Consider the following 20748-nt stretch of genomic DNA (forward strand, 5'->3'; position numbering starts at 1 on the left):
CGCCGAGGCCGCCCGCGCGCACCGGCTCCTCGGTACCCGGGCGACCGTCGGCAAGGTTGTGCTGGTCCCGTGACGTCACCGGACCGTCAACCGACAGCGGCGGGCTGCTCGGCAGTGGGGCGTCCGCCGGCGGCCGGTTCGGTGTCCTGCCCGGTGGCGGCCTCGGCGGCCGCGACCGTGTCCGGCACCGCCGTCTCCTCGGTCGTGTCCGACTCCGGCGCGGTGGCCGGGGCCTCCGGGGCGGCCCCGGTGGTGGCCTGCCCGCCCAGCAGGGCGGTGACGACCTGCTCGGCCGTCTTCCGGTCGATGCCGGCCTGCGCGCTCCGCGCGGCGTTACCGAGCTCGGCGAGCGCCGCGAGGACCTCCTTGCTGGTCCGCCCGATCAGCCGGGCGAGGGCGTGCACACGCAGCTTCTCCGGCAGTTCCGACACGGAGAACTGCCCGCCGGTACCCCCGGCGGGCGCATCGTTGATCGACATCCAACTCCTTCGCCCCCGGGCGCCCCTCAAGGGCGGCCGCACAGGGGCCTCACGCGTTCTCCCGTCCCGCGGTGCGGGCCGGGCAATCCTGGTCGCTCGGCGGTGCTCGACGCCGCGTCCGGCCGGCCCACCCCGGGCCGGCGGCGGCACCGCTCCGCGGCGGTCAGGCCCGGGCGGTGACCCGGCCCGGTCCGAGCGGATCGGCGAGGCGGCCCCGGTCGTCGAGCAGGCCCTGCGCCATCCGGGTCGCCTTCGCGGGCACCGGCGGTTTCAGACCTGCGACAACGTCGAGTGCGCCCAACACGTCGTCGGGTCGAACAGCGGGTGTCGTCTGCCGTACGACCGCCGTCAGTATCGCACAGTCCGACCCCGCGGCGTCCGGTTCCGGTGTGACTCCGCCCGGTGGGTCACCCGCCGGCGGTCCCCCCGCGGGCGCATCGTCGCAGGCCGTGACGGTCGCCGACACGACCGCGGCCCGGACGTCGATCTCCCGGCGCCCGGCCGGCATGACCCGCTCGACCACGAGCGCGTCCCGCGCCAGGAGCGCCTCGACCGCCGCCCGGAGCGCACCCTCGGGGACGCCGGGGAGGACGATCCGCCACAGGCTCGCGTCGATCCGGTCGGCGAGCGCCGGCGGTTCGGCGACCACGGCGTCGAGGATGTCCAGCCCCGCGGGCAGCGCCGCGTCGAGCGCGGCGCGGACGACCTCGGGCTCGACCTCGCGGGTCAGACCGATCTCGAGGTACTCGGCCTCGCTGGCCGTGCCGGTCGGGGCCGCGCCGATCCACGAGATCCGCGGGTGCGGGCTGAAGCCGTGCGAGTGCGAGACGGGGACGCCGGCGCGGCGCACCGCGCGCTCGACGCTGCGGGCCACGTCGCGGTGCGACAGGAACCGCAGCCGCCCGCGCTTGGCGAAGCGCACGCGGATGCGCTGCACCGTCGGCGGGGCGGGGTTCGCGGCCTCCCCGGGCCGCACTCGAGCCATGGGAGCAGGGTAGGCCCCGGCCCCCGGCGCCCCGGCGCCCGCCTCGCCTCACCCCGGCCCCCGGCGCCCGCCTCGCCCCGGTCCCGGCCAGCCGGCTCGCCAGGAGGCCCGATCCGGCGGTTGGGGCGCGCGCCCACCGGGGACACACTCGTCGCGGTCGGCACGGGCGCCGGCCGCGGGCGGACCGGGAGCGGGGTCGAGGGCGGGGTCGGGAACGTGGACGACAGGCTGGACGACAGGACCGACGAGCGGGTCGGGGCCCACGCCGACGCGCAGGTCGACGCGCAGGTCGACGCGCAGGTCGGGGAACGGGGCGACGAGGGCGCCGGGGAGCGGGTCCCGCGCGGGCCCGCACCGCAGCCGGAGGACCCCGTCGTGGCGACCCCCACCGCGGTGCGCCGCTCCCTGCGGCGGTTCTCCGTCGGCCGCCGGCCCCGCGACGTCGTGCGGGTGGTCGTGGCGGCCGCGATCGTCACGCTCTGCGTGCTCGCGGCCGACGGCGCGGTCAACCCGGTCGAGGCGGCGATCTTCGAGGAGATCGGGGCCCTCCCCGCGGGCTGGGCCCCGGTGGCCGCCGGCCTGCTCTGGGTCGGGACGTGGGCCGGGGTGGCCGGCGCGGCGGCCGTCGCCCTGTACCTCAAGCACGTCCGCGCGGCGGCGCAGCTGGTCGCCGCCGGCACCGTCGCCTGGCTGGTGACGACGGCGCTCGGCCACCTCGCCCCGGACCGGCCCGTCCCGCCCGAGCTCGCGGGCGAGACCGGCCTGCGGCTCCCCGGCCCCGAGGGGTTCGGCTTCGCCGCCACCCACACGGCCGTCGCGGCGGCGCTCGTCACCGCCGCGGCCCCGTACCTGCCGCGCAAGGCCGCCTCCACGGCCTGGGTCCTGGCGGTCGCGGTCGCGCTCGCGGAGGTCTACCAGGGCGCCCTGCCGCTCGCGATGTTCGCCGGCGCGGTCGTCGGCTGGGGCGCGGGGTCGGCGTCGCACCTGGTCGGCGGGGCCCCCGGCCGCCGGACCTCGGTCGAGGCGGTGCGCCGCACCCTCGAGGAGGCCGGGCTCTGCCCGGACGACATCTGCGAGGAGCGCACCCACCTGGTGGGTCCCCGCCGCTTCACCATCACCACCCGGGACGGCCGGGTGCTCCGGGCGCGCGCGGTGGCGCGGCTGCACCGGCGGGCGGGCCCCTGGTACCGCTTCCGGCGGCTCCTCGCCACCATCGACGTCCAGGACGTGCCGCGGCTCTCGAGCACCCACCACGAGGTGGAGCACGAGGCGTACGTGTCGCGCCTGGCCGAGGCGGCCGGGGTGCGGACGCCCCACGTGGAGCTGGCCTGCGTGATCGAGCACGGCTCGCCGGTGCTGGTGCACGGCGTCGTCGAGGGGCGGCAGCTCTCGGAGCTGCCGGTCGGGGAGATCGACGACCGGCTGCTGGACGCGGTGTGTGACCAGGTCGCGATCCTCGGCCGGGCCCACATCGCCCACCACGACCTGCAGGCCGACAACGTCCTCGTCGACGCGGACGGGAACCCCTGGCTGCTCAACTTCACCTTCGGCCAGGTGGGGGCGAGCCCCGCGCTGCTGGCCCAGGACCTCGCCGACGTGCTGATCACGCTGGTCTCCATCGTGGGCGTCGACCGGACCGTCGCGGCGGCCGACCGGACCCTGTCCGCGGACCGGCTGGAGGCGGCGCTGGCCTACCTGCAGCCCCTCGCGCTGCACCGCGGGGTCCGGGAGCAGATCGCCGAGGGCCACTACCTGTTCAGCGAGCTGCGGGAGGCGCTGGCGGACCGGATCGGGCGGCCGCTGCCGAGCTACCCGTCCCCCGTCCGGCCGCGGGCGCTGGTCACGATGCTGTTCCTCGGCGGTGCGATCTATCTCCTGCTGCCCCAGCTCGCCGACCTCCCGGAGACGGTGGGCCTGCTCCGCGACGCCAACTGGTGGTGGCTCGCCCTCGCCGTGTTCACCGGGATGCTGGCGATCGTGCTGTCCGCGGTGTCCCTGCTGGGCTCCTGCGACACCCACCTGCCGTTCCGGCGCACCGTGGAGGTGCAGGTCGCGGCCGCCTTCACCGGCCGCACCACCCCCGGCGGCGTCGGGTTCTTCGGGATCAACATCGCGTTCCTGGAGAAGCTCGGGATGCGCCGCTCGCTCGCCGTCGGTGTGACGATGCTGAACCTCGCGGCGACCGGCGCGGTGTCGGCCGTGATCTGCGTGGTGGGGATCTTCGCGGTGGGCATCACCGGGACGCTGCGGTTCGTCCGCATCCCCACCGGCTGGCCGCTGCTGGGCGCCGTGGCCGGGATCCTCGTGCTCGCCGGCCTGGTCATCGGGTCGCCGATGGGCCGGCGGCGGATCGTGCGGCCCGGCCTGCAGGTCGTCCGCGAGCTGTGGGGCGCGATCCGGCGGCCGGTGCGGGCCGCGCAGCTCTTCGGCGGCGCCGCCGCGTACCACCTGATGTCCGCGCTCGGCCTGGCCACCTGCCTCGCCGCCTTCGACCCGCACTTCCCGTGGCTGGAGGTGATCGTGGTGTTCGTCGTCGGGCAGACCCTCGGCCACCTCGCCCCGACGCCGGGCGGCCTGGGCGCGGTGGAGGCGCTGCTCGTCGCCGGGCTCGTCGCCGTCGGCGTGGCCCCCGCGCCCGCGGTCGCGGCGACCCTCACCTCGCGGCTGCTGACCTACTGGCTGCCGGTGCTGCCGGGCATCGGGATGTTCCGCTACCTGCAGCACCGGGGAGTGGTCTGACCGGCTACTCCGGCCCGGGCTCGAGGACCAGCAGGGTCTCCCCCGCCGGCCGGAAGCCCGCACGCCGGTAGAAGGTCGTGCTGCGGGCGGTCGGGGCGAGGATCAGCCGCCGGTACCGCCGGTCCCGGGCGTGGTCGACGACGGCCTGCAGCAGGGCGCGCGGGACCCCGCGGTCGGCGAAGGCCTCCAGCACGAAGGCGTTGCCCACCTGCCCGACCTTGCCCGCGCGCGTCCCGGGGCGGGGCATCGGGACGATCTCCACGACGTTGATCGAGCCGATCGGCGTCCAGCCGGCCCGCTCGCTGCCGATCTCGGCCAGCCAGAAGGTCCGCCGGGGCTGCTCGACGCGCGCCCACTGCGCGAACGCCGCCTCGAAGCCCGCGTCGGAGACCGGCCGGCCGGCCCGCTCCTCGGTCCAGGCACGGCGGAGCCTCGCGAGGGCCTCGACGTCGCGCTCGTCGGCGATGCGGACGGTGATCTGCCGGGTGCCCGCCGACTGCGACCCGGCCGGCTGCCCGGAGGGGTCCTCAGCCACCCAGCTCCCGTCCGACGGGGTTCACCACCGTCAGCGGGAGCAGCGTCGTGCCGCTCGGCCCGACCTCGATGTCGGTGCCCGTCGACGGGCACACCCCGCAGTCGAAGCACGGGGTCCAGCGGCAGTCGTCCTGCTCCCGCCCGGACAGCGCGTCCTGCCAGTCCGCCCAGAGCCAGTCCCGCTCGAGCCCGGAGTCGAGGTGGTCCCAGGGCAGGATCTCGCCCTCGTCGCGCTCGCGGGTGGTGAACCACTCCAGCGAGACGCCGAGCGGCTCCAGCTCCGCCTTCGCAGCGGTGACCCAGCGCTCGTAGGAGAAGTGCTCGGACCAGCCGTCGAACCGGCCGCCCTCGCGCCACACCCGCTCGATCACGGCACCGACCCGGCGGTCGCCGCGGGCGAGCAGGCCCTCGATCAGCGAGGGCTGGCCGTCGTGGTAGCGCATGCCGATGTTGCGGCCGAGCTTCTTGTTGCTGTTCACGGCCTCGCGGAGCTTCCGCAGCCGGGCGTCGACGACCTCCGGGTGGGCCTGCGCCGCCCACTGGAACGGCGTGTGGGGCTTCGGCACGAACCCGCCGATGGAGATCGTGCACCGCACGTCGTTGCGCCCGGAGGCGGCGCGGCCCGCCTGGATGACCCGGTGCGCCATGCCCGCGATCTCCAGGACGTCCTCGTCCTCCTCGGTGGGCAGCCCGCACATGAAGTAGAGCTTGACCTGCCGCCAGCCCTGCGCGAACGCCTCGGAGACGGTGCGGATGAGGTCCTCCTCCGACACCATCTTGTTGATCACCCGGCGGATCCGCTCGGACCCGCCCTCGGGCGCGAAGGTGAGGCCGGAGCGGCGGCCGTTGCGGCTGATCTCGTTGGCGAGGTCGATGTTGAACGCATCGACGCGGGTGCTCGGAAGGCTCAGGGAGGTGTTGGTGCCCTCGTAGCGGTCCGCCAGGCCCTTGGTGATGTCGGCGATCTCGGAGTGGTCCGCGCTGCTCAGGGACAGCAGCCCGACCTCGTCGAACCCGGAGGCCCGGACGGCGGCGTCGACCATCTCGCCGATCCCCTGCAGCGACCGCTCGCGCACCGGTCGGGTGATCATGCCCGCCTGGCAGAAGCGGCAGCCGCGGGTGCAGCCCCGGAAGATCTCCACGCTGGCCCGCTCGTGCACGGTCTCGGCCAGCGGGACCAGCGGGGCCTTGGGGTAGGGCCACTCGTCGAGGTCCGAGGTCGTGCGCTTCTGGACCGTGGCCGGGGCACCGTCCGCCGGCGTGACGGCGGTGATCGCGGTGTCGTACTCCACCTCGTAGAACGAGGGGACGTAGCAGCCGTCGGTGTTCGCCAGCCGGCGCAGCAGCTCGCGGCGGCCACCCGGCCGTCCCTCGGCCTTCCAGTCGCGCACGACATCGGTGATGTCGCCGACCACCTCCTCGCCGTCCCCCAGCACCGCGACGTCGACGAAGTCGGCGATCGGCTCCGGGTTGAAGGCGGCGTGCCCGCCGGCGACGACGACCGGGTGGCTCTCGTCCCGGTCCACCGCGTGCAGCGGGATGCCGGCGAGGTCGAGCGTGGTCAGCAGGTTCGTGTAGCCCAGCTCGGTGGAGAAGCTGACCCCGAGGAGGTCGAACGCCCCGACGGGACGGTGCGTGTCGACGGTGAACGCGGGGACCCCGTGCTCGCGCATGAGCTTCTCGAGGTCCGGCCAGACGGCGTAGCAGCGTTCGGCGAGGGCGTCGGCGCGCTCGTTGAGGACCTCGTAGAGGATCATGACGCCCTGGTTGGGCAGGCCGACCTCGTACGCGTCCGGGTACAGCAGCGCCCACCGGACCTCCGCGGACTCCCACGGCCTGGTCTGCGCGTTCAGCTCGCCGCCGACGTACTGCACGGGCTTGGACACCCGCGGCAGCAACGGTTCGAGGGCAGGGAAGACGGACCCTGACAGCACGGCGCTCACGCGGACCCAGGGTAGCCCCGCGCCGATTCCTCCTCCGCACACGGTTCCGCACACGCTCCCCCGCCACGCTCCCCGTGACCGGCACCACCGAGACGGCAACGCCCGAGGAGCCACCATGAGCACCCCGACCACCGACCCGATCCACACCATCGGCCCCAAGCACCGAGCGCTGTGGGCCTCCGGCGACTACGGCACCGTCGCCTCCGACCTCATCCCCGGCCTGGGCGCGATCCTCGTCCAGGCCGTCGGCGTCCGCCCCGGGCAGCGTGTGCTCGACGTCGGCGCGGGCACCGGCAACGCGTCGATCCCGGCCGCCGCGGCCGGCGCCGAGGTCGTCGCCTCCGACCTGACGCCCGAGCTGCTCGACCGGGGCCGCCTGATCGCCCGTTCGCGCGGCCTGGACCTGGAGTGGGTCGTGGCCGACGCCCAGTCGCTGCCCTTCGAGACGGGCGAGTTCGACGCCGTGATCTCCTGTGTGGGCTCGATGTTCGCGCCGTTCCACGAGCGCACCGCGGCCGAGACGCTGCGCGTCTGCCGGTCCGGCGGCACCGTCGGGATGATCAACTGGACGCCCGAGGGCTTCGTCGGGCAGCTCTTCGCCACCATGAAGCCCTTCGCGCCGCCGCCCCCGCCGGGCGCCCGTCCCGCGCCGCTGTGGGGCAGCGAGGAGCACGTCCGCGAGCTGTTCGGCGACGGCGTACGCACGCTCCGCGCCGAGAAGCGCACCTACACCCTCGACGTCACCGACTCCCCACGGGACTTCCGCGAGTGGTGGAAGCACAACTACGGCCCGACGATCGCCGTCTACCGGAACGTCGCCGACGATCCGGCCCGCACCGCCGAGCTCGACGCCGCCTTCCTCGACTTCCTCACTCGAACCCGGACGGGTGGGGTCTGGGAGTCGGAGTACCTGCTCGTGACGGCCGAACGGGTCTGATCGGGGGACGACGGGCGGCGGATCCGGCCGAACGGACGACGCCGGACGTATCGGACGATGTCATCCTGGCCTCCTTCCCAGCGACGGGAGGGCGCGGATGGAACCGGACGGAACCGGACGGGGGGACGACGGCGGGGAGGGGCCCGCCGTCGTCGTCCGGCTGCTCGGGCCGCCGCGCGTCGAGACCCGGGGTCCCCGCCCTCCCGTCCCGCGGGGTCGCAAGCCGTGGGCGCTGCTCGCGCTGCTGCTGACCACGACCGGCCCGGTGCCCCGCGGGCGCGTCCAGGAGCTGCTGTTCCCCGACGCCGAGGACCCGCAGGCCGCGCTGCGCTGGACGCTCAGCCAGGTGCGCCGCGCCGTGGGGGACGCGGTGCGTCTCGAGGGCGACCCGCTGACCTGCGAGATCGCCGAGGGTGTCCGGGTCGACGTCGTCGACGTGCTGGCCGGGCGCGCACCCGCCGGCTGGCCCCTCGCCGAGGCCACCCTGCCGCTGCTCGAGTGCGCCGAGCCGGACGTCCCGGAGTTCGCCGCGTGGCTGCACGGCCGCCGGCACGACCTCGCCCGGGCGGGTACGCGGCTGCAGCGGCGGCACCGGCCCCGGGGCAGCTCCCCCGCCAGCCGTTCGGCGGTGCGGGAGCTCGTCCGCGTCGGCGAACAGGTGATGGACTCGGGGGCGGCGCGCGACGGGACCGCGATCCTCGCCGGGGCGGTCCGGCGGGCCCGGGAGCTGGGCGACGACGTCGTACTCGCCGAGGCGCTCGCGCACTACGGGCGCGGGTACGTCCACGCCGTCGCCAGCACCGACCCCGGCGCGGCCGCCGCGCTGCGCGAGGCCGACCGGCTCGCGACGCGCGAGGGCCTGGCCGACATCGCCTCCCTCGCCCGCCGCGAGCTCGGCTTCGTCGCCACGGCCACCGGCGACCCCACCGCCGCGCTGCGGTGGCTCGAGAGCGCCGACGTCGCCGCCGGGGACCGGCCCGAGCAGCGGGCCGGGGTGGCCCACGTGCGCGGGTTCGCGCTCATCGACACCGGGCTCTCCGAGTGGGCGGTGCGCGAGCTCGACGTCGCGGTCGCCCTCGCCGAGACCGCGGACCGACCGCGCGCCTTCACCGCCGCGGTCGCCATGCGGGCCCGTGCCCGGCTGCAGCGCGGCGAGGACGAGGCGGCCGCCGCCGACGTGGGCGAGGCCCGGCAGATGGCGTCGGAGCTGGGGTGGACGTCGATGCGGCCATGGATCGACGTGCTGCACGGCGAGGTCCTGCTCCGGGGGGGCCGGGTGGCCGAGGCCGAGGCCGTGCTGGCCGACGCCCACACCCTCGCCGAGGTCCTCGACGACGCCTGCTGGATCGCGCTCACCAGCCGCGGTCTCGCCGTCGCCCGGGCACGGCTCGGGAACCCGGCCGCGGCCGCGACGGCGCTCGACGGCGCCTGCGCCACCCTCGTCGCCGACGCCGACGTGTGCTGCTGGATCGAGCTGCACATGCGGGACACGCTCTGCGGGATCACCGCCGAACTCGACCGGGACACCGCCCTCCGCGAAGCCGCCCTCCTCGCCCGGCGCGCCGAACACACCGGGCTGGCGGAGTACGCGGTCCGCGCCGCCCGCCACCGCGCCCGCCTCGGCGACCCCGACGCCGCCGCCGACGCGCGGGCCCGCGCACTGCCGCACGACAACCCCGCACTCCTCCGCTGAGCCGCCCCGACGGCCCTCTCGTGCAGTAGGTCTGCACGAGAGCGCCCGCTCGCTCATCCGAGGGCGCTGCTGGGGGGACCTTCCGCCGGCTCGCCCCGTGGCACACCGGTCCGGTCGCGGCACACCCGCGGCGGTGCGGCATCACATCCGGCACCGCACGGCACACCCGTCCTGGCGCAGCCTCAGACGGGTCAGTCCAGGAGGCCGGCGGTGCGGAGGGCGGCGCGGACGTCCTCGTGGTGCCACTCGTCCAGCGGGACCAGCGGCAGCCGGATCCCGCCCGGCATCAGCCCCAACTCCGCCAGCGCCCACTTCACCGGGATCGGGTTGGGCTCCGCGAACAGGGCGCGGTGCAGGCCGGCCAGGTCGGCGTCGATGGTGGCCGCCTCCTCGTCGTCGCCGGCGATGGCGGCCTTGCACATCCGCGCCATCTGCTCGGGCGCGACGTTCGCGGTGACCGAGATGTCGCCGTGGAAGCCGGCGAGCATGCTGGCGCGGGCGGTGGCGTCGTCGCCGGAGTAGAGCGCGAAGTCCGTGAGCCCGAGCGCGACCAGGTCGCGGACCCGGTCCAGGTCGCCCTTGGCCTCCTTGAGCCCGACGATGTTCGGCACCTCGGCGAGCCGCTCGACGGTCGAGGGCAGCATGTCGCAGGCCGTGCGGCCGGGGACGTTGTACAGGTACTGCGGGATGTCGACGGCCTCGGCGACCTTCTTGAAGTGCCGGTACAGGCCCTCCTGCGGGGGCTTGTTGTAGTACGGCGTGACGAGCAGCGCCCCGTCGGCGCCCGCGGCCGCCGCCGCCTCGGTCAGGTGGATGGCCTCGTCGGTGTTGTTCGCGCCGGTGCCCGCGATGACCGGGACCCGCCCGGCGACGACGTCGATCGTGCGGCGGATGACGTCCGTGTGCTCCTCCACCGACAGTGTGGAGGACTCGCCGGTCGTGCCCACGGACACGATCGCCGCGGTCCCGGCCAGCACCTGCCGCTCGACGAGCCGGTCGAGCGCCTCGTGGTCGATCGAGCCGTCCTCCCGCATGGGGGTGACCAGCGCGACGAGACTTCCGGTGATCATGATCATGCCCTTCGTGACGCGAACGCGACGGCGACGGTAGCAAGCGCGGACGGCCGGGGCCCAGGGCGATCCGGCCCGTGCGAGCAGGCCCCCGGACCCGGTCCGGACGACGCGGGGTGGTGCTGGCCCCACCCCGCCGCGGGGGGTCGGCGCCTACGGATCCGGGGGCTCGCACCGGCGACCGGCGGCCCGGTGCTCCCTAGCGTTCGGGGCAGCGTTCCGGGTCCGACGAAGGAGCTGCGATGAGCCCGGTGTCCTCCCCGGTCGCGCCGGTCCGCCGGCGGCCGTCGCCCCGCGAGCTGCCGCGGCTGCGAGAGGCCGGCACCGCCGCGGCACTGCTCGCGGTGGCCGCGCTCGGGCTGCGGTGGTGGGGGTCGCCGTGGCACGAGGTCCCCGTCACCCACGTGGCCGAATGGCACATCCGCACGCTGCTGGGCCTCGGTCGCGCGGGCCGCGTGCCTGTCCTGCTGCTGCTCGGCCTGGCGGTACTCGCGCTGGTCACGGGCGGGCTCGCGCGCTCGGGCCGCCTGCGCTGCTGGCCGCACCAGCTGGCACTGGCGGCGGCCGGCGCCACCTCCGTGCTGGCCGCGGTGCAGACGCTGACCCGCTGCCCCCTCGCCCTCGGCGCCTGGCTCACCGGGCTGCTGGGGCTGGTGGCGCTGGCCGGATCGACGGTGCGCTCGGGGCGCCGGCCGGAGCTACCGCAGCAGCAGTGCCTCCAGTCGGCGGGCGGCGACGACGACGCCGACCGCGGCCATGACCACGAAGTAGGCGAGGTGGCCGAGCATGCCGAGGTGGACCGCGCCGGTGGTGAGCCCGCGCATGAGCTCGACCGCGTGGAACAGCGGTAGGCACTCGACGAGGATCTGCAGCGGCCGCGGGTACACGCCGAGCGGGTAGAAGGTCGTGGCGAACAGGAACATCGGCAGCACCGCCAGCGTGACCAGGTCGAAGTCCTGCCACGAGCGCATGAACGAGGTCGCTGCCATCCCGATCGCGGCGAACGCGAACGCCACCAGCAGCGCGGCCGGCAGTGCCAGCAGCGCCCAGGGCGAGGTGATCAGGCCGGCGACCGCCATGACCGACAGGAAGCCGGTGGCGTAGACCCCGCCGCGCAGCAGCGCCCAGCCGATCTCCCCCAGCGCGATGTCGACCGGGCCGAGCGGGGTGGCCAGCATCGCGTCGTACAGCCGGTTGTACTTCAGCTTGAAGAACACGTTGAAGGTCGCGTCGAACACCGCGCCGTTCATGGCGGACGCGGCCAGCAGTCCGGGCGCGATGAAGGCGGCGTAGGAGATCGGCCGCCCGTCCGGCCCGGGTAGCTCGCCGACCAGCGAGCCGAGCCCCGACCCCATCGCCAGCAGGTAGAACACCGGCTCGGCGAACCCGGACACGATCGCCGGCCAGGTGCGGCGCGCGGCGGTGGCGGAGCGCAGCAGCAGCATCCGCGAGCGACCGGCGTAGCTTCCCCCGGGCAGCAGCCGGGCCCACCCCGGAGCGAGGCGCACGGCGGCGTCGAGCGTGGTCACGGCGCCAGCCTCCGGGTGAACAGCCGGACCGACAGCCCGGTGCCGACGGTGAGGAGCGCCACCAGGTAGGCGAGGTGCCCCAGCCCGGCCCCGGCCGTGCCGGTGCCCAGCGCCGCGGCGCGGGCCAGCTCCGTGCCGTGCCACAGCGGCGACACCCACGCCAGCGGCTGCACCCAGGCGGGCAGCGCGGTGACCGGGAAGAACGTGCCGGAGAACAGGGTCATGGGCAGGACGACGAACCGGAACAGCGCGTTGAACGCCGCGCCCTCGTCCTCCCGGCTCGCCGAGAACGCCATGACCGGCGCGGCGACGGCGGCCCCGGTCAGTACCGCGGCGGCCAGCGAGCCGACCACCCCGATCGACGCGGCGCCGCCGAACAGGGCGATCAGCACCAGGTAGACCGTGCCCGTCAGCGTCATCTTGGCCGCGACCCACACCAGGTGGCCGACGGCGATCTGCGCCCCGGTGAGCGGCGTGGCCGCCATGCCGAGGTAGACGCGCTGCCACTTGAACCCGGACAGCACCGGATAGGTCATCTCGAACGCCGCGCTCTGCACCGTGGACATCGCCAGCAGCGCCGGGGCCAGCCACACCAGGTACGGCACGCCGCCCGTGGCCGCCTCCGCCCCGGGCCGCGACGCGATCAGGCTGCCGAAGCCCAGCCCGAACGCGAGCAGGAACAGCAGCGGCTGGAGCACCGACGACACCGCCGTCGCCCGCCAGTTGCGCCGGTACCACCGCCAGAACGACTCGACGACCAGCAGCACCCCGTGCACCCACCCGGGCGCCGTGACCGGCGCGAGCCGGGTCGCGGGGACGCGTTCCTCGATCGCCATCAGTCCACCAGCGTCCGGCCCGTGAGCCGGAGGAACACGTCCTCCAGGGTGGAGCGCCGCACCAGCGCCGACAACGGCCGCAGGCCGGCCGCGTGCAGCGCGACCTGGGAGCGCTCCCCGTCCGCGGTGTAGAGCAGTGCCCGGTCCGGCAGCAGCTCGACGCGCTCGGCGTACCGCTCCAGGTCGCCGGCCGCGGGCCGCTCCTCGGGCAGGAACCGCAGCTCCAGCACCTCCCGGGTGGACCACCGCTCGATGAGCTCCGCGGGCGAGCCCTCCGCCACGATCACCCCGCCGTCCATGACCACGAGCCGGTCGCACAGCTGCTCGGCCTCGTCCATGTAGTGCGTGGTGATGATCTGGGTGACGCCCTCGCGCTTGAGCTGGTACAGCCGCTCCCACAGCAGGTGCCGGGCCTGCGGGTCCAGCCCCGTGGTCGGCTCGTCGAGCAGGAGCAGCTCGGGGTCGTTGACCAGCGACCGGGCGATGGTGAGCCGGCGCTTCATGCCCCCGGACAGCGGCTCCACCCGGTCCTCGGCCCGCTCGGTGAGCCGCGCGAACTCCAGCAGCTCCGCCGCCCTGGCCCGCACGTGGCGGCGCGGCAGCCCGAAGTACCGGCCGTAGATCTCCAGGTTCTCCCGGACCGAGAGCTCGGTGTCGAGGTTGTCCAGCTGCGGGACGACGCCGAGCCGGGCCCGGATCCGCGGCCCGTCCCGGTCCGGATCCATCCCCAGGACCTGCAGCGACCCCGACGTGCGCGGCGAGACGCACGCGATCATCCGCATGGTCGACGACTTGCCCGCCCCGTTGGGTCCCAGGAAGCCGAAGACCTCGCCCTGCGCCACGTCCACGTCGATCCCGCGGACGGCCTCGAACCCCCCGAAGCGCTTGTGCAGGCCCCGCGCCTGGACCAGTCCGTCCCCCACGCCACGAACGCTAACGGGAGGGACCGACACTTTCCTGTCGATTCCGGGTCCCGCCCCGGACGATCCCGTCGGCGACGATCTCGCGCTGGAACCAGTGCTCGTCCCGGACGTCGCCCGGCCCGAGCCGCAGGGCCCCGGGGACGCGGCCGACCTCGGTCCAGCCCCGCGCGGCGTACCAGGCCGGCAGCCCGGTACCGCCGCGCGCCGAGAGGATGAGCTGCGCGAGACCCAGCTCCGCGGCGCGGGTGACGGCCGCGTCGAGCAGCCGGCCGCCGAGGCCGCGGCCCTGCAGGTCCGGCCGCACCATCAGCCGGATCACCGTGGCCCGGTGCGCCACCACGGGCCCGCGCCCGGGCTGCAGGAACACCGTGCCGACGAGCTCGTCCCCACCCTGGTGCAGGGCGAGCAGGTGGAGCGTGCCGGCCCGGACCTCGGCCACGGTCGCCTCGGCGAGGGCCCGCACGTCCGTCTCGGGGGCGTCGGGCGGGAAGCCGACGGCTCCGCCCGCGCGGGTCACGACCGTCCAGAGCGTGCCGAGCGCCGTCGCGTCGGGGTCGGTGTCCGGCCGGGGTCCGGAGAGCCCGGCCGGGGTCGCCGGCACGCTCAGAGGTTCGGGAACCAGAGCTTGATCTCGCGCTCGGCGGACTCGGGCGAGTCCGAGCCGTGCACCAGGTTCGACTGGGTCTCCAGGCCGAAGTCGCCGCGGATGCTGCCCGGGGTCGCCTTCTCCACCGGGTCGGTGCCGCCGGCGATCTGCCGCCACGCCGCGATCGCGCGCGGGCCCTCGGCGACCGCCGCCAGGAGCGGGCCCGAGGTGATGAACTCGAGAAGCGACTCGAAGAAGGGCTTGCCGTCGTGCTCGGCGTAGTGCTGGCTCGCCAGCTCGCGGTCGACGGTGCGCAGCTCCAGCGCCACCAGCGTGAGGCCCTTGCGCTCGATGCGCGCCAGGCACTCGCCGATCAGGTTGCGGGCGACACCGTCGGGCTTCACGAGGACCAGGGTGCGTTCAGTCACGCGACGGAGCGTAGCGACGCCGCCCGACGGGTCGTCACGGGGCCAGCGTGGCCGCACCGAACGAGACGGCGAACCGTTCGCACCAGATGCTGACGCTGGTCAGCCCCGCGAGGTCGGCGCCCGCCGGCACGGGGTAGTTGGCGCTGCCGACGTTGCCCTTCAGCGGGCCGAGGTCGAGGTACCGGCCGTCGTCGAACACGTGCCAGCCCTCGCGCCCGGGCAGCACGGGCGCGTCGGTCAGCCAGACCCGCAGCCGCGGCCCGTTGCTCGTGGCCAGGTCCTGCAGCCGCAGCACCCGGGAACCGTCCGGCAGGCCGAGCAGCAGCGCCTCGCCGGTGGTCGCGTGCTCGTGCGCGACGAGCCGCCCGGACGCGAGCACGACGGGCGCGACCTCGGCGACCCCGGCCGGGGCCGCGGCAGCCGGCGCGGGCTCCGCCACCGACTCGTCGACGACGAGCTTCCACGGCTCGAACCACACCAGCCCGGCCGCGACGACCAGCGCGAGGACGACGGCGGCGGGCAGCAGGACGGAGCGGCGCCGCCACCGGCGGCGCGTTCCCGGGCGACCGGACATCCGCGCAGGATGCCGGGTCGGCGGGCCCGCGACCAGGGCCGGAGGGCCGCCCCTACTCCTGCTGCTGGGACGGCAGCTCCCCGCGGGCCATCCGACGGGCGACGTCCCGGCGCATCCACAGCACCGTGCCCCACACCAGGACGAACAGCAGCCCCATGGCCAGCAGGGACACGTGGAAGAGGCCCGTGGCCAGCAGCCCCACCTGCAGGATCAGCGCGAGGCCCAGCCCCCAGGACCGCCGCTGCAAGCCGGAGGCCACGATCATCAGCAGCCCGAGCACCAGCACCACGGTGATCGCGACCGGGTTCAGCGCGCCCTCGGTGAACCTCGCGACGACGAGCACCCCGAGCAGCACCACGATCGCCTCGAGCACCAGCAGCCCCGCGCACACGCCGCGGAAGCCCTTCATCGGGTCCGTGGCGGGCGGGCGCACCGGTTCCGTGCTCACGCCGGCACCCCGGCGGTCCCGTCGACGGTCGCCGTGCTCACGCCGGCTCCTTCCCGAAGATCGACCGTGCCTCGCCCGCGGTCACCACGGAGCCGGTGACGATCACCCCGACGCCCGAGTCCCCGGCCTCCTCGGCCAGCTCGACGCCCTGGTCGATCGCCGCCGCCAGCTGCGGCTCCACGCTCACCCGGTCCCGCCCGAACACCTCGACGGCCAGCGCCGCCAGCTCGTCCGGGTCCATGGAGCGCGGCGACGAGTTCATGGTCACCACGACCTCGTGCACCGCGGGCTCGAGCGCCTCCAGCAGGCCCTTCGCATCCTTGTCCCGCATCACGCCGATCACCGCGACCAGCCGCGTGAACCGGAACTCCGACATCAGCGCGGCGGCCAGCGCACGGGCGCCGTGCGGGTTGTGCGCGGCGTCGATCAGCACCGTCGGCCGGCCCGGGCCGCCCTGCATCGGCTCCAGGCGCCCCGGCGAGGTGACCGACGCGAACGCCGCGCGGACCGCGTCGGCATCCAGCGGCTGCTGCGGGCCCGCCCCGACCAGCGCCTCCGCGGCCGCCAGCGCGATCGCCGCGTTGGACGCCTGGTGCTCGCCGTGCAGCGGCAGGAAGATCTCGTCGTACCGGCCGGACAGGCCCTGCAGCTCCAGCCGCTGCCCGCCCACGGCCAGCTCGCGCTCGCGCACGCCGAACTCGGCGCCCTCGCGGGCCACCTGGGCGTCGACCTCGGCGCAGCGCTCGATGAGCACCTCCGCCACGGCCTTGTCCTGCGCGGCGAGCACCGCGACGGAGCCAGGCTTGATGATCCCGGCCTTCTCCCGCGCGATCCCCAGGAGGTCCGTGCCCAGGTACTCCGCGTGGTCGAGACCGACCGGGGTGATCACCGAGACCCGGGCGTCGACGACGTTGGTCGCGTCCCACCGGCCGCCCAGCCCGACCTCGACGATCCCGGCCTCCACCGGCGCGTCGGCGAACGCCGAGTACGCCATGGCCGTGAGCACCTCGAACTTGCTGAGCGTGATCTCGTTCTTCGCGTCGAGCAGCTCCACGAAGGGCTCGACGTCCCGGTAGGCCTGCACGTACTGCGCGGGCGAGACGGGCCGGTTGTCGAGGTTGATCCGCTCGGTGGCCCGCTGCAGGTGCGGGCTGGTGTACCGGCCCGTGCGCAGCCCGATCTCGCTGAGGATCGCGTCGACCATGCGGGCCGTGGAGGTCTTGCCGTTCGTCCCGGTCAGGTGCACGACCGGGTAGCCGGTCTGCGGGTCGCCGAGGACCTCGACGAGCGCCCGGATCCGGTCCAGCGACGGCTCCATGACCGTCTCCGGCCAGCGCCGGTCCAACTCGGCCTCGACCGCGAGGAACTCGGCGTACTCCGCGACCGTGGCCTGCGCGGGCACGACGTCCGGGGTGTCCGATCCCCGGATCTGGTCCAGGACGTGGGAGATCACCGCGTCCTGGGCCTGCTCCTCCGGTGCGGGGACCTCGCCCTCGCCCTCGGGGGGTTCCGGATCCGTCACCGCGGCACCTCCACGCCGGCCGGGCGGACCGTGCGCATTGGGCTCATGAGGCCGGCAGCCCCTCGAGCCGCGCCGTGACCCGCTCGATCTCGGCGACGGCGGCCTCCCGCCGCGCCCGGATCCCGTCGACGACCTGGGCCGGGGCCTTCTCGGTGAACTTGGGGTTCCCGAGCTTCTTCTCGGCCTGCTCGAGCTCCTTCTGCGCCGCCGCGAGGTCGCGCCCCAGCCGGGCCCGCTCGGCGGCGACGTCGATCGCCCCGGACGTGTCCAGCTCGACGTGGACGGTGTCGCCGTTCAGCGGGACCTCGACCGTGGCGGTCGGCGCGAAGTCCGCACCGGCCGGGTCGAGGCGGGTCAGGAACCGGACGGCCTTCTCGTGCCGGGCCAGACCCGCGGTCTCCAGCCCGACCAGCAGCGCGGCGACCGACCTGCGGTCCGGCAGGCCCTGCTCGGTGCGGAAGCGGCGGACCTCGGTGATCAGCTTCTGCAGCGCCTCGACCCGCGCGACCGCGGCGGCGTCGACGGGCAGCCCGGTGTCCTCGCCCGGCCAGGCCGCGGTCACGACCGTCTCGCCGCCGGTCAGCGAGGTCCACAGCGCCTCGGTGACGAAGGGGACGATCGGGTGCAGGAGCCGCAGCAGCGCGTCGAACACGTGCCCCAGGACCGCGCGGGTGCCCTCGGCCGTGGCCGGGTCGTCGAGCTGGGGTTTGGCCAGCTCGAGGTACCAGTCGCACAGCTCGTCCCACGTGAAGTGGTAGAGGCCCTCGGTGGCCTTGGCGAACTGGAAGTCCTCGAGCAGCGCGTCCGTCTGCTCGCGGACCTCGCGCAGCCGCCCGAGGATCCAGCGGTCGGCGTCCGTGGGCTCGGCGGGCAGCGGCAGGGCCGGGTCGGCGCCGTTGGCCTCCGCGAACCGGACGGCGTTCCACAGCTTGGTGGTGAAGTTGCGGGAGCCCGCGACCCACTCCGTGGACAGCGACATGTCCGTGCCCGGGTTCGACCCGCGGGCGATGGTGAACCGCAGCGCGTCCGCCCCGTAGGCGTCGATCAGCTCGAGCGGGTCGATGACGTTGCCCTTGGACTTCGACATCTTCTTGCCGTGCTCGTCCCGGATGAGCCCGTGCAGGTAGACGTGCTCGAACGGCGAGCGGCCCATCGCGTAGGTGCCGAACATCATCATCCGGACGACCCAGAAGAACAGGATGTCGTAGCCCGTGACCAGGACGGAGTTCGGGTAGTACCGCTCCAGGTCCGGGGTCTCGTCCGGCCAGCCCAGCGTGGAGAACGGCCACAGGCCCGAGGAGAACCAGGTGTCGAGGACGTCCTCGTCCTGGCGCCAGCCCTCGCCGGTCGGGACCTCGTCGTCCGGCCCGACGCAGACCGTCTCGCCGCCCGGCCCGTACCAGACGGGGATGCGGTGGCCCCACCACAGCTGCCGCGAGATGCACCAGTCGTGCATGTTGTCGACCCAGTCGAAGAACCGGGACGACATCTCCGGCGGGTGGATCTTCGTCTCGCCCGAGCGGACGGCGTCGCCCGACGCCTTGGCCAGGGACTCGACCCGGACGAACCACTGCAGCGACAGCCGCGGCTCGATCGGGACGCCGGTGCGCGAGTCGTGCCCGACGCTGTGGACGTACGGCCGCTTCTCCGCGACGATCCGGCCCTCGGCCCGCAGCTGCTCGCGGATGGCCTCGCGCGCCGCGAACCGGTCCATGCCGTCGTACGGCGTGCCCGAGTTCGCGATGACCCCGGACTCGTCCATGATCGTCGGCATCGGCAGGTCGTGCCGGCGGCCCATCTCGAAGTCGTTCGGGTCGTGCGCCGGGGTGATCTTCAGCGCGCCGGTGCCGAACTCCGGGTCGACGTACGGGTCGGCGATGACCGGGATGTCCCGCCCGGTGACGGGCATGCGGACGGTCCGGCCGACGAGGTGGGCGTAGCGCTCGTCGTCCGGGTGGACGGCGACCGCGGTGTCGCCCAGCATCGTCTCGACCCGCGTGGTGGCGACGACGACCGAGTCCTCCCCGTCCCCGTACCGGATGGAGACGAGCTCGCCCTCGACCTCCTTGTGGTCGACCTCGATGTCCGAGATGGCGCTCTGCAGCGCGGGCGACCAGTTGACCAGGCGCTCGGCCCGGTAGATCAGCCCCTCGTCGAACATCTTCTTGAAGACGGTCTGGACGGCGCGGGACAGGCCCGCGTCGAGCGTGAACCGCTCGCGGGTCCAGTCGACCCCGTCCCCGAGGCGCTTCATCTGGCCCAGGATCGCGCCGCCCGACTCGGCCTTCCACTCCCAGACGCGCCGGACGAACTCCTCGCGGCCCAGCTCGCGGCGCGCCGGCTCGCCGGCCTCGGCCAGCCGGCGCTCGACGACGCTCTGGGTGGCGATGCCCGCGTGGTCCATGCCCGGCAGCCACAGCGCGTCGTACCCCTGCATGCGGCGGCGCCGGGTGAGGACGTCGATCAGGGTGTGGTCCATGGCGTGCCCGAGGTGCAGGCTGCCCGTGACGTTCGGCGGCGGGATGACGATGCAGTACGGCGGCTTGCCGGACGCCGGGTCCGCCTCGAAGTAGCCGCGGTCGACCCAGCGCTGGTACAGGACGCCCTCTACCTCCGCCGGGTTCCACTTCGGCGGGAGGGAGGTGGTGCGCGCTGGGAGGGTCTCGGTCACGCCGTCAAGTCTACGAGCCGGGTACGACACGTTTCCGGGGGTGGGTCGCGCCCCGCACGCCGGCCGTCGCGCCGATCAGCGGCCCCGCACCGGCAGGAACACGACGTGCAGGTGGTCGAACCCGAGCACCGGGGCGAGCGCGCGGGCCCGGACCAGGCCGGGGTCGAGCGCGCGGACGGTGCCGCTGGTGGGCTCGTAGACCCGCCAGGTGCCGTCGTCGGCGATCCGCAGGGCCAGGCAGTAGTGCCGCGGCACCAGCGACCCGACGAGCAGCGGGACGGGCCGGCGGGCGGCCAGGGCGGCCTCGACCTCCCGGATCGCCGTGTCGACGTCGACCGGCGAGGCGTCGTCGACGAACCGGATGCGGTAGCGGCCCGCGCCCGGGGCGCGGGTGTGCAGCCACCGCAGGAAGCCCCACGGCGTGGTGCCCAGCGCCCGCGGCCAGAACCGGTTGGTCGCGGCGTGGATCTCGCGCTGGCGTGCGTCGTACCGGGCGGCGAACCCGCGGACGATCCCGCTCGCGTCCGTCTCCCGCAGCTCGAGCTTCTCCAGCTCGGCAGGATCGGCCCAGGTGGCGAGGGCGAGGAGCACCGCGCTGCCGCAGGTGGTGCCGTCGACCTGGTCGAGCCGGGCGCCCGCGTGCCGCTGCTCCCCCAGCGCCTCGCCGATCAGCGGCCGGCGCTCGCCGGACAGCACCTTCACGGCAGCGACGGGCACCGGCACGGGCCGCGAGACCAGCCGTTGCGCCGCCCGCCCGATCGCCGACACCGTCCGCACGCGGTCACGGTAGCGTGCGGTGCGGCGGACCGCGTATCGTGGTCGGTGTGTGGCGCGTGGTCCTGTCCCCCCGC

18 protein-coding genes are annotated in these 20748 nt (G+C 74.9%); 3 read left to right on the forward strand and 15 right to left on the reverse strand.

Annotated features, from left to right (window positions below):
* Positions 1–86: 86 nt before the first annotated feature.
* A complete protein-coding gene (locus AB0B41_RS37040; protein WP_358211706.1) occupies positions 87–479 on the reverse strand; it encodes a translation initiation factor IF-2 N-terminal domain-containing protein in 393 nt (130 codons plus the stop codon).
* A 163-nt stretch (positions 480–642) separates the two neighbouring features.
* Positions 643–1464 (reverse strand): TIGR03936 family radical SAM-associated protein, encoded by an 822-nt coding sequence (locus AB0B41_RS37045; RefSeq protein WP_358211707.1) that lies wholly within the window; start codon positions 1462–1464, stop codon positions 643–645.
* A 216-nt stretch (positions 1465–1680) separates the two neighbouring features.
* On the opposite strand from AB0B41_RS37045, the gene AB0B41_RS37050 reads away from it, so the two are divergent.
* Positions 1681–4203, forward strand: a complete 2523-nt coding sequence (locus AB0B41_RS37050) for a flippase-like domain-containing protein (protein WP_358211708.1) — start codon at positions 1681–1683, stop codon at positions 4201–4203.
* A 4-nt stretch (positions 4204–4207) separates the two neighbouring features.
* Here AB0B41_RS37050 and AB0B41_RS37055 read toward each other — a convergent pair whose 3' ends face one another.
* Together AB0B41_RS37055 and AB0B41_RS37060 are read right to left on the reverse strand one after the other, a co-directional pair.
* Positions 4208–4738: a GNAT family N-acetyltransferase gene (locus AB0B41_RS37055; RefSeq protein ID WP_358211709.1), complete on the reverse strand. Its 531-nt coding sequence runs from the start codon at positions 4736–4738 to the stop codon at positions 4208–4210.
* Positions 4731–6671 (reverse strand): TIGR03960 family B12-binding radical SAM protein, encoded by a 1941-nt coding sequence (locus tag AB0B41_RS37060; RefSeq protein WP_358211722.1) that lies wholly within the window; start codon positions 6669–6671, stop codon positions 4731–4733. Before AB0B41_RS37060 ends, AB0B41_RS37055 begins: the two co-directional genes overlap by 8 nt.
* Positions 6672–6795: 124 nt before the next feature.
* Between AB0B41_RS37060 and AB0B41_RS37065 the strand changes: the two genes are divergently transcribed.
* Entirely contained in the window at positions 6796–7617 is an 822-nt protein-coding gene (locus AB0B41_RS37065) for a methyltransferase domain-containing protein (RefSeq protein WP_358211710.1), read from the forward strand.
* A 97-nt stretch (positions 7618–7714) separates the two neighbouring features.
* Positions 7715–9310: a hypothetical protein gene (locus tag AB0B41_RS37070; protein WP_358211711.1), complete on the forward strand. Its 1596-nt coding sequence runs from the start codon at positions 7715–7717 to the stop codon at positions 9308–9310.
* Between the two features lie 191 nt (positions 9311–9501).
* Here the strand turns inward: AB0B41_RS37070 and dapA are convergent, their stop codons facing one another.
* The 11 genes from dapA to AB0B41_RS37125 all read right to left on the reverse strand — a co-directional run bounded on the left by dapA (position 9502) and on the right by AB0B41_RS37125 (position 20674).
* Complete coding sequence (dapA, locus tag AB0B41_RS37075) at positions 9502–10380, reverse strand: 4-hydroxy-tetrahydrodipicolinate synthase (protein WP_358211712.1); 879 nt, start codon at positions 10378–10380, stop codon at positions 9502–9504.
* A 698-nt stretch (positions 10381–11078) separates the two neighbouring features.
* Positions 11079–11909: an ABC transporter permease gene (locus tag AB0B41_RS37080; protein WP_358211713.1), complete on the reverse strand. Its 831-nt coding sequence runs from the start codon at positions 11907–11909 to the stop codon at positions 11079–11081.
* Positions 11906–12745, reverse strand: a complete 840-nt coding sequence (locus AB0B41_RS37085; protein WP_358211714.1) for an ABC transporter permease — start codon at positions 12743–12745, stop codon at positions 11906–11908. Before AB0B41_RS37085 ends, AB0B41_RS37080 begins: the two co-directional genes overlap by 4 nt.
* Positions 12745–13668, reverse strand: a complete 924-nt coding sequence (locus AB0B41_RS37090; protein WP_358211715.1) for an ABC transporter ATP-binding protein — start codon at positions 13666–13668, stop codon at positions 12745–12747. Before AB0B41_RS37090 ends, AB0B41_RS37085 begins: the two co-directional genes overlap by 1 nt.
* Before the next feature lie 10 nt (positions 13669–13678).
* Positions 13679–14269 (reverse strand): GNAT family N-acetyltransferase, encoded by a 591-nt coding sequence (locus AB0B41_RS37095; RefSeq protein ID WP_358211716.1) that lies wholly within the window; start codon positions 14267–14269, stop codon positions 13679–13681.
* Positions 14270–14271: 2 nt separating this feature from the next.
* The gene (gene ndk / locus AB0B41_RS37100; protein ID WP_358211717.1) at positions 14272–14682 is read right to left on the reverse strand and encodes a nucleoside-diphosphate kinase; all 411 of its coding nucleotides are present in this window, start codon (positions 14680–14682) and stop codon (positions 14272–14274) included.
* 34 nt (positions 14683–14716) lie between these two features.
* Complete coding sequence (locus tag AB0B41_RS37105) at positions 14717–15256, reverse strand: DM13 domain-containing protein (RefSeq protein WP_358211718.1); 540 nt, start codon at positions 15254–15256, stop codon at positions 14717–14719.
* Between the two features lie 52 nt (positions 15257–15308).
* Positions 15309–15704 carry a DUF4233 domain-containing protein gene (locus tag AB0B41_RS37110; RefSeq protein WP_358211719.1) on the reverse strand — a complete coding sequence of 132 codons (396 nt, stop codon included), beginning with the start codon at positions 15702–15704 and terminating at the stop codon, positions 15309–15311.
* Positions 15705–15741: 37 nt separating this feature from the next.
* Positions 15742–17106: a folylpolyglutamate synthase/dihydrofolate synthase family protein gene (locus AB0B41_RS37115; protein ID WP_358211723.1), complete on the reverse strand. Its 1365-nt coding sequence runs from the start codon at positions 17104–17106 to the stop codon at positions 15742–15744.
* A 163-nt stretch (positions 17107–17269) separates the two neighbouring features.
* On the reverse strand, positions 17270–19897 hold the full coding sequence (locus AB0B41_RS37120; protein WP_358211720.1) for a valine--tRNA ligase: 2628 nt from the start codon (positions 19895–19897) through the stop codon (positions 17270–17272).
* Between the two features lie 75 nt (positions 19898–19972).
* On the reverse strand, positions 19973–20674 hold the full coding sequence (locus AB0B41_RS37125) for a hypothetical protein (protein ID WP_358211721.1): 702 nt from the start codon (positions 20672–20674) through the stop codon (positions 19973–19975).
* Between the last annotated feature and the right edge of the window lie 74 nt (positions 20675–20748).

The organism is Pseudonocardia sp. NPDC049154, from assembly GCF_040648315.1.
GTDB lineage: Bacteria > Actinomycetota > Actinomycetes > Mycobacteriales > Pseudonocardiaceae > Pseudonocardia.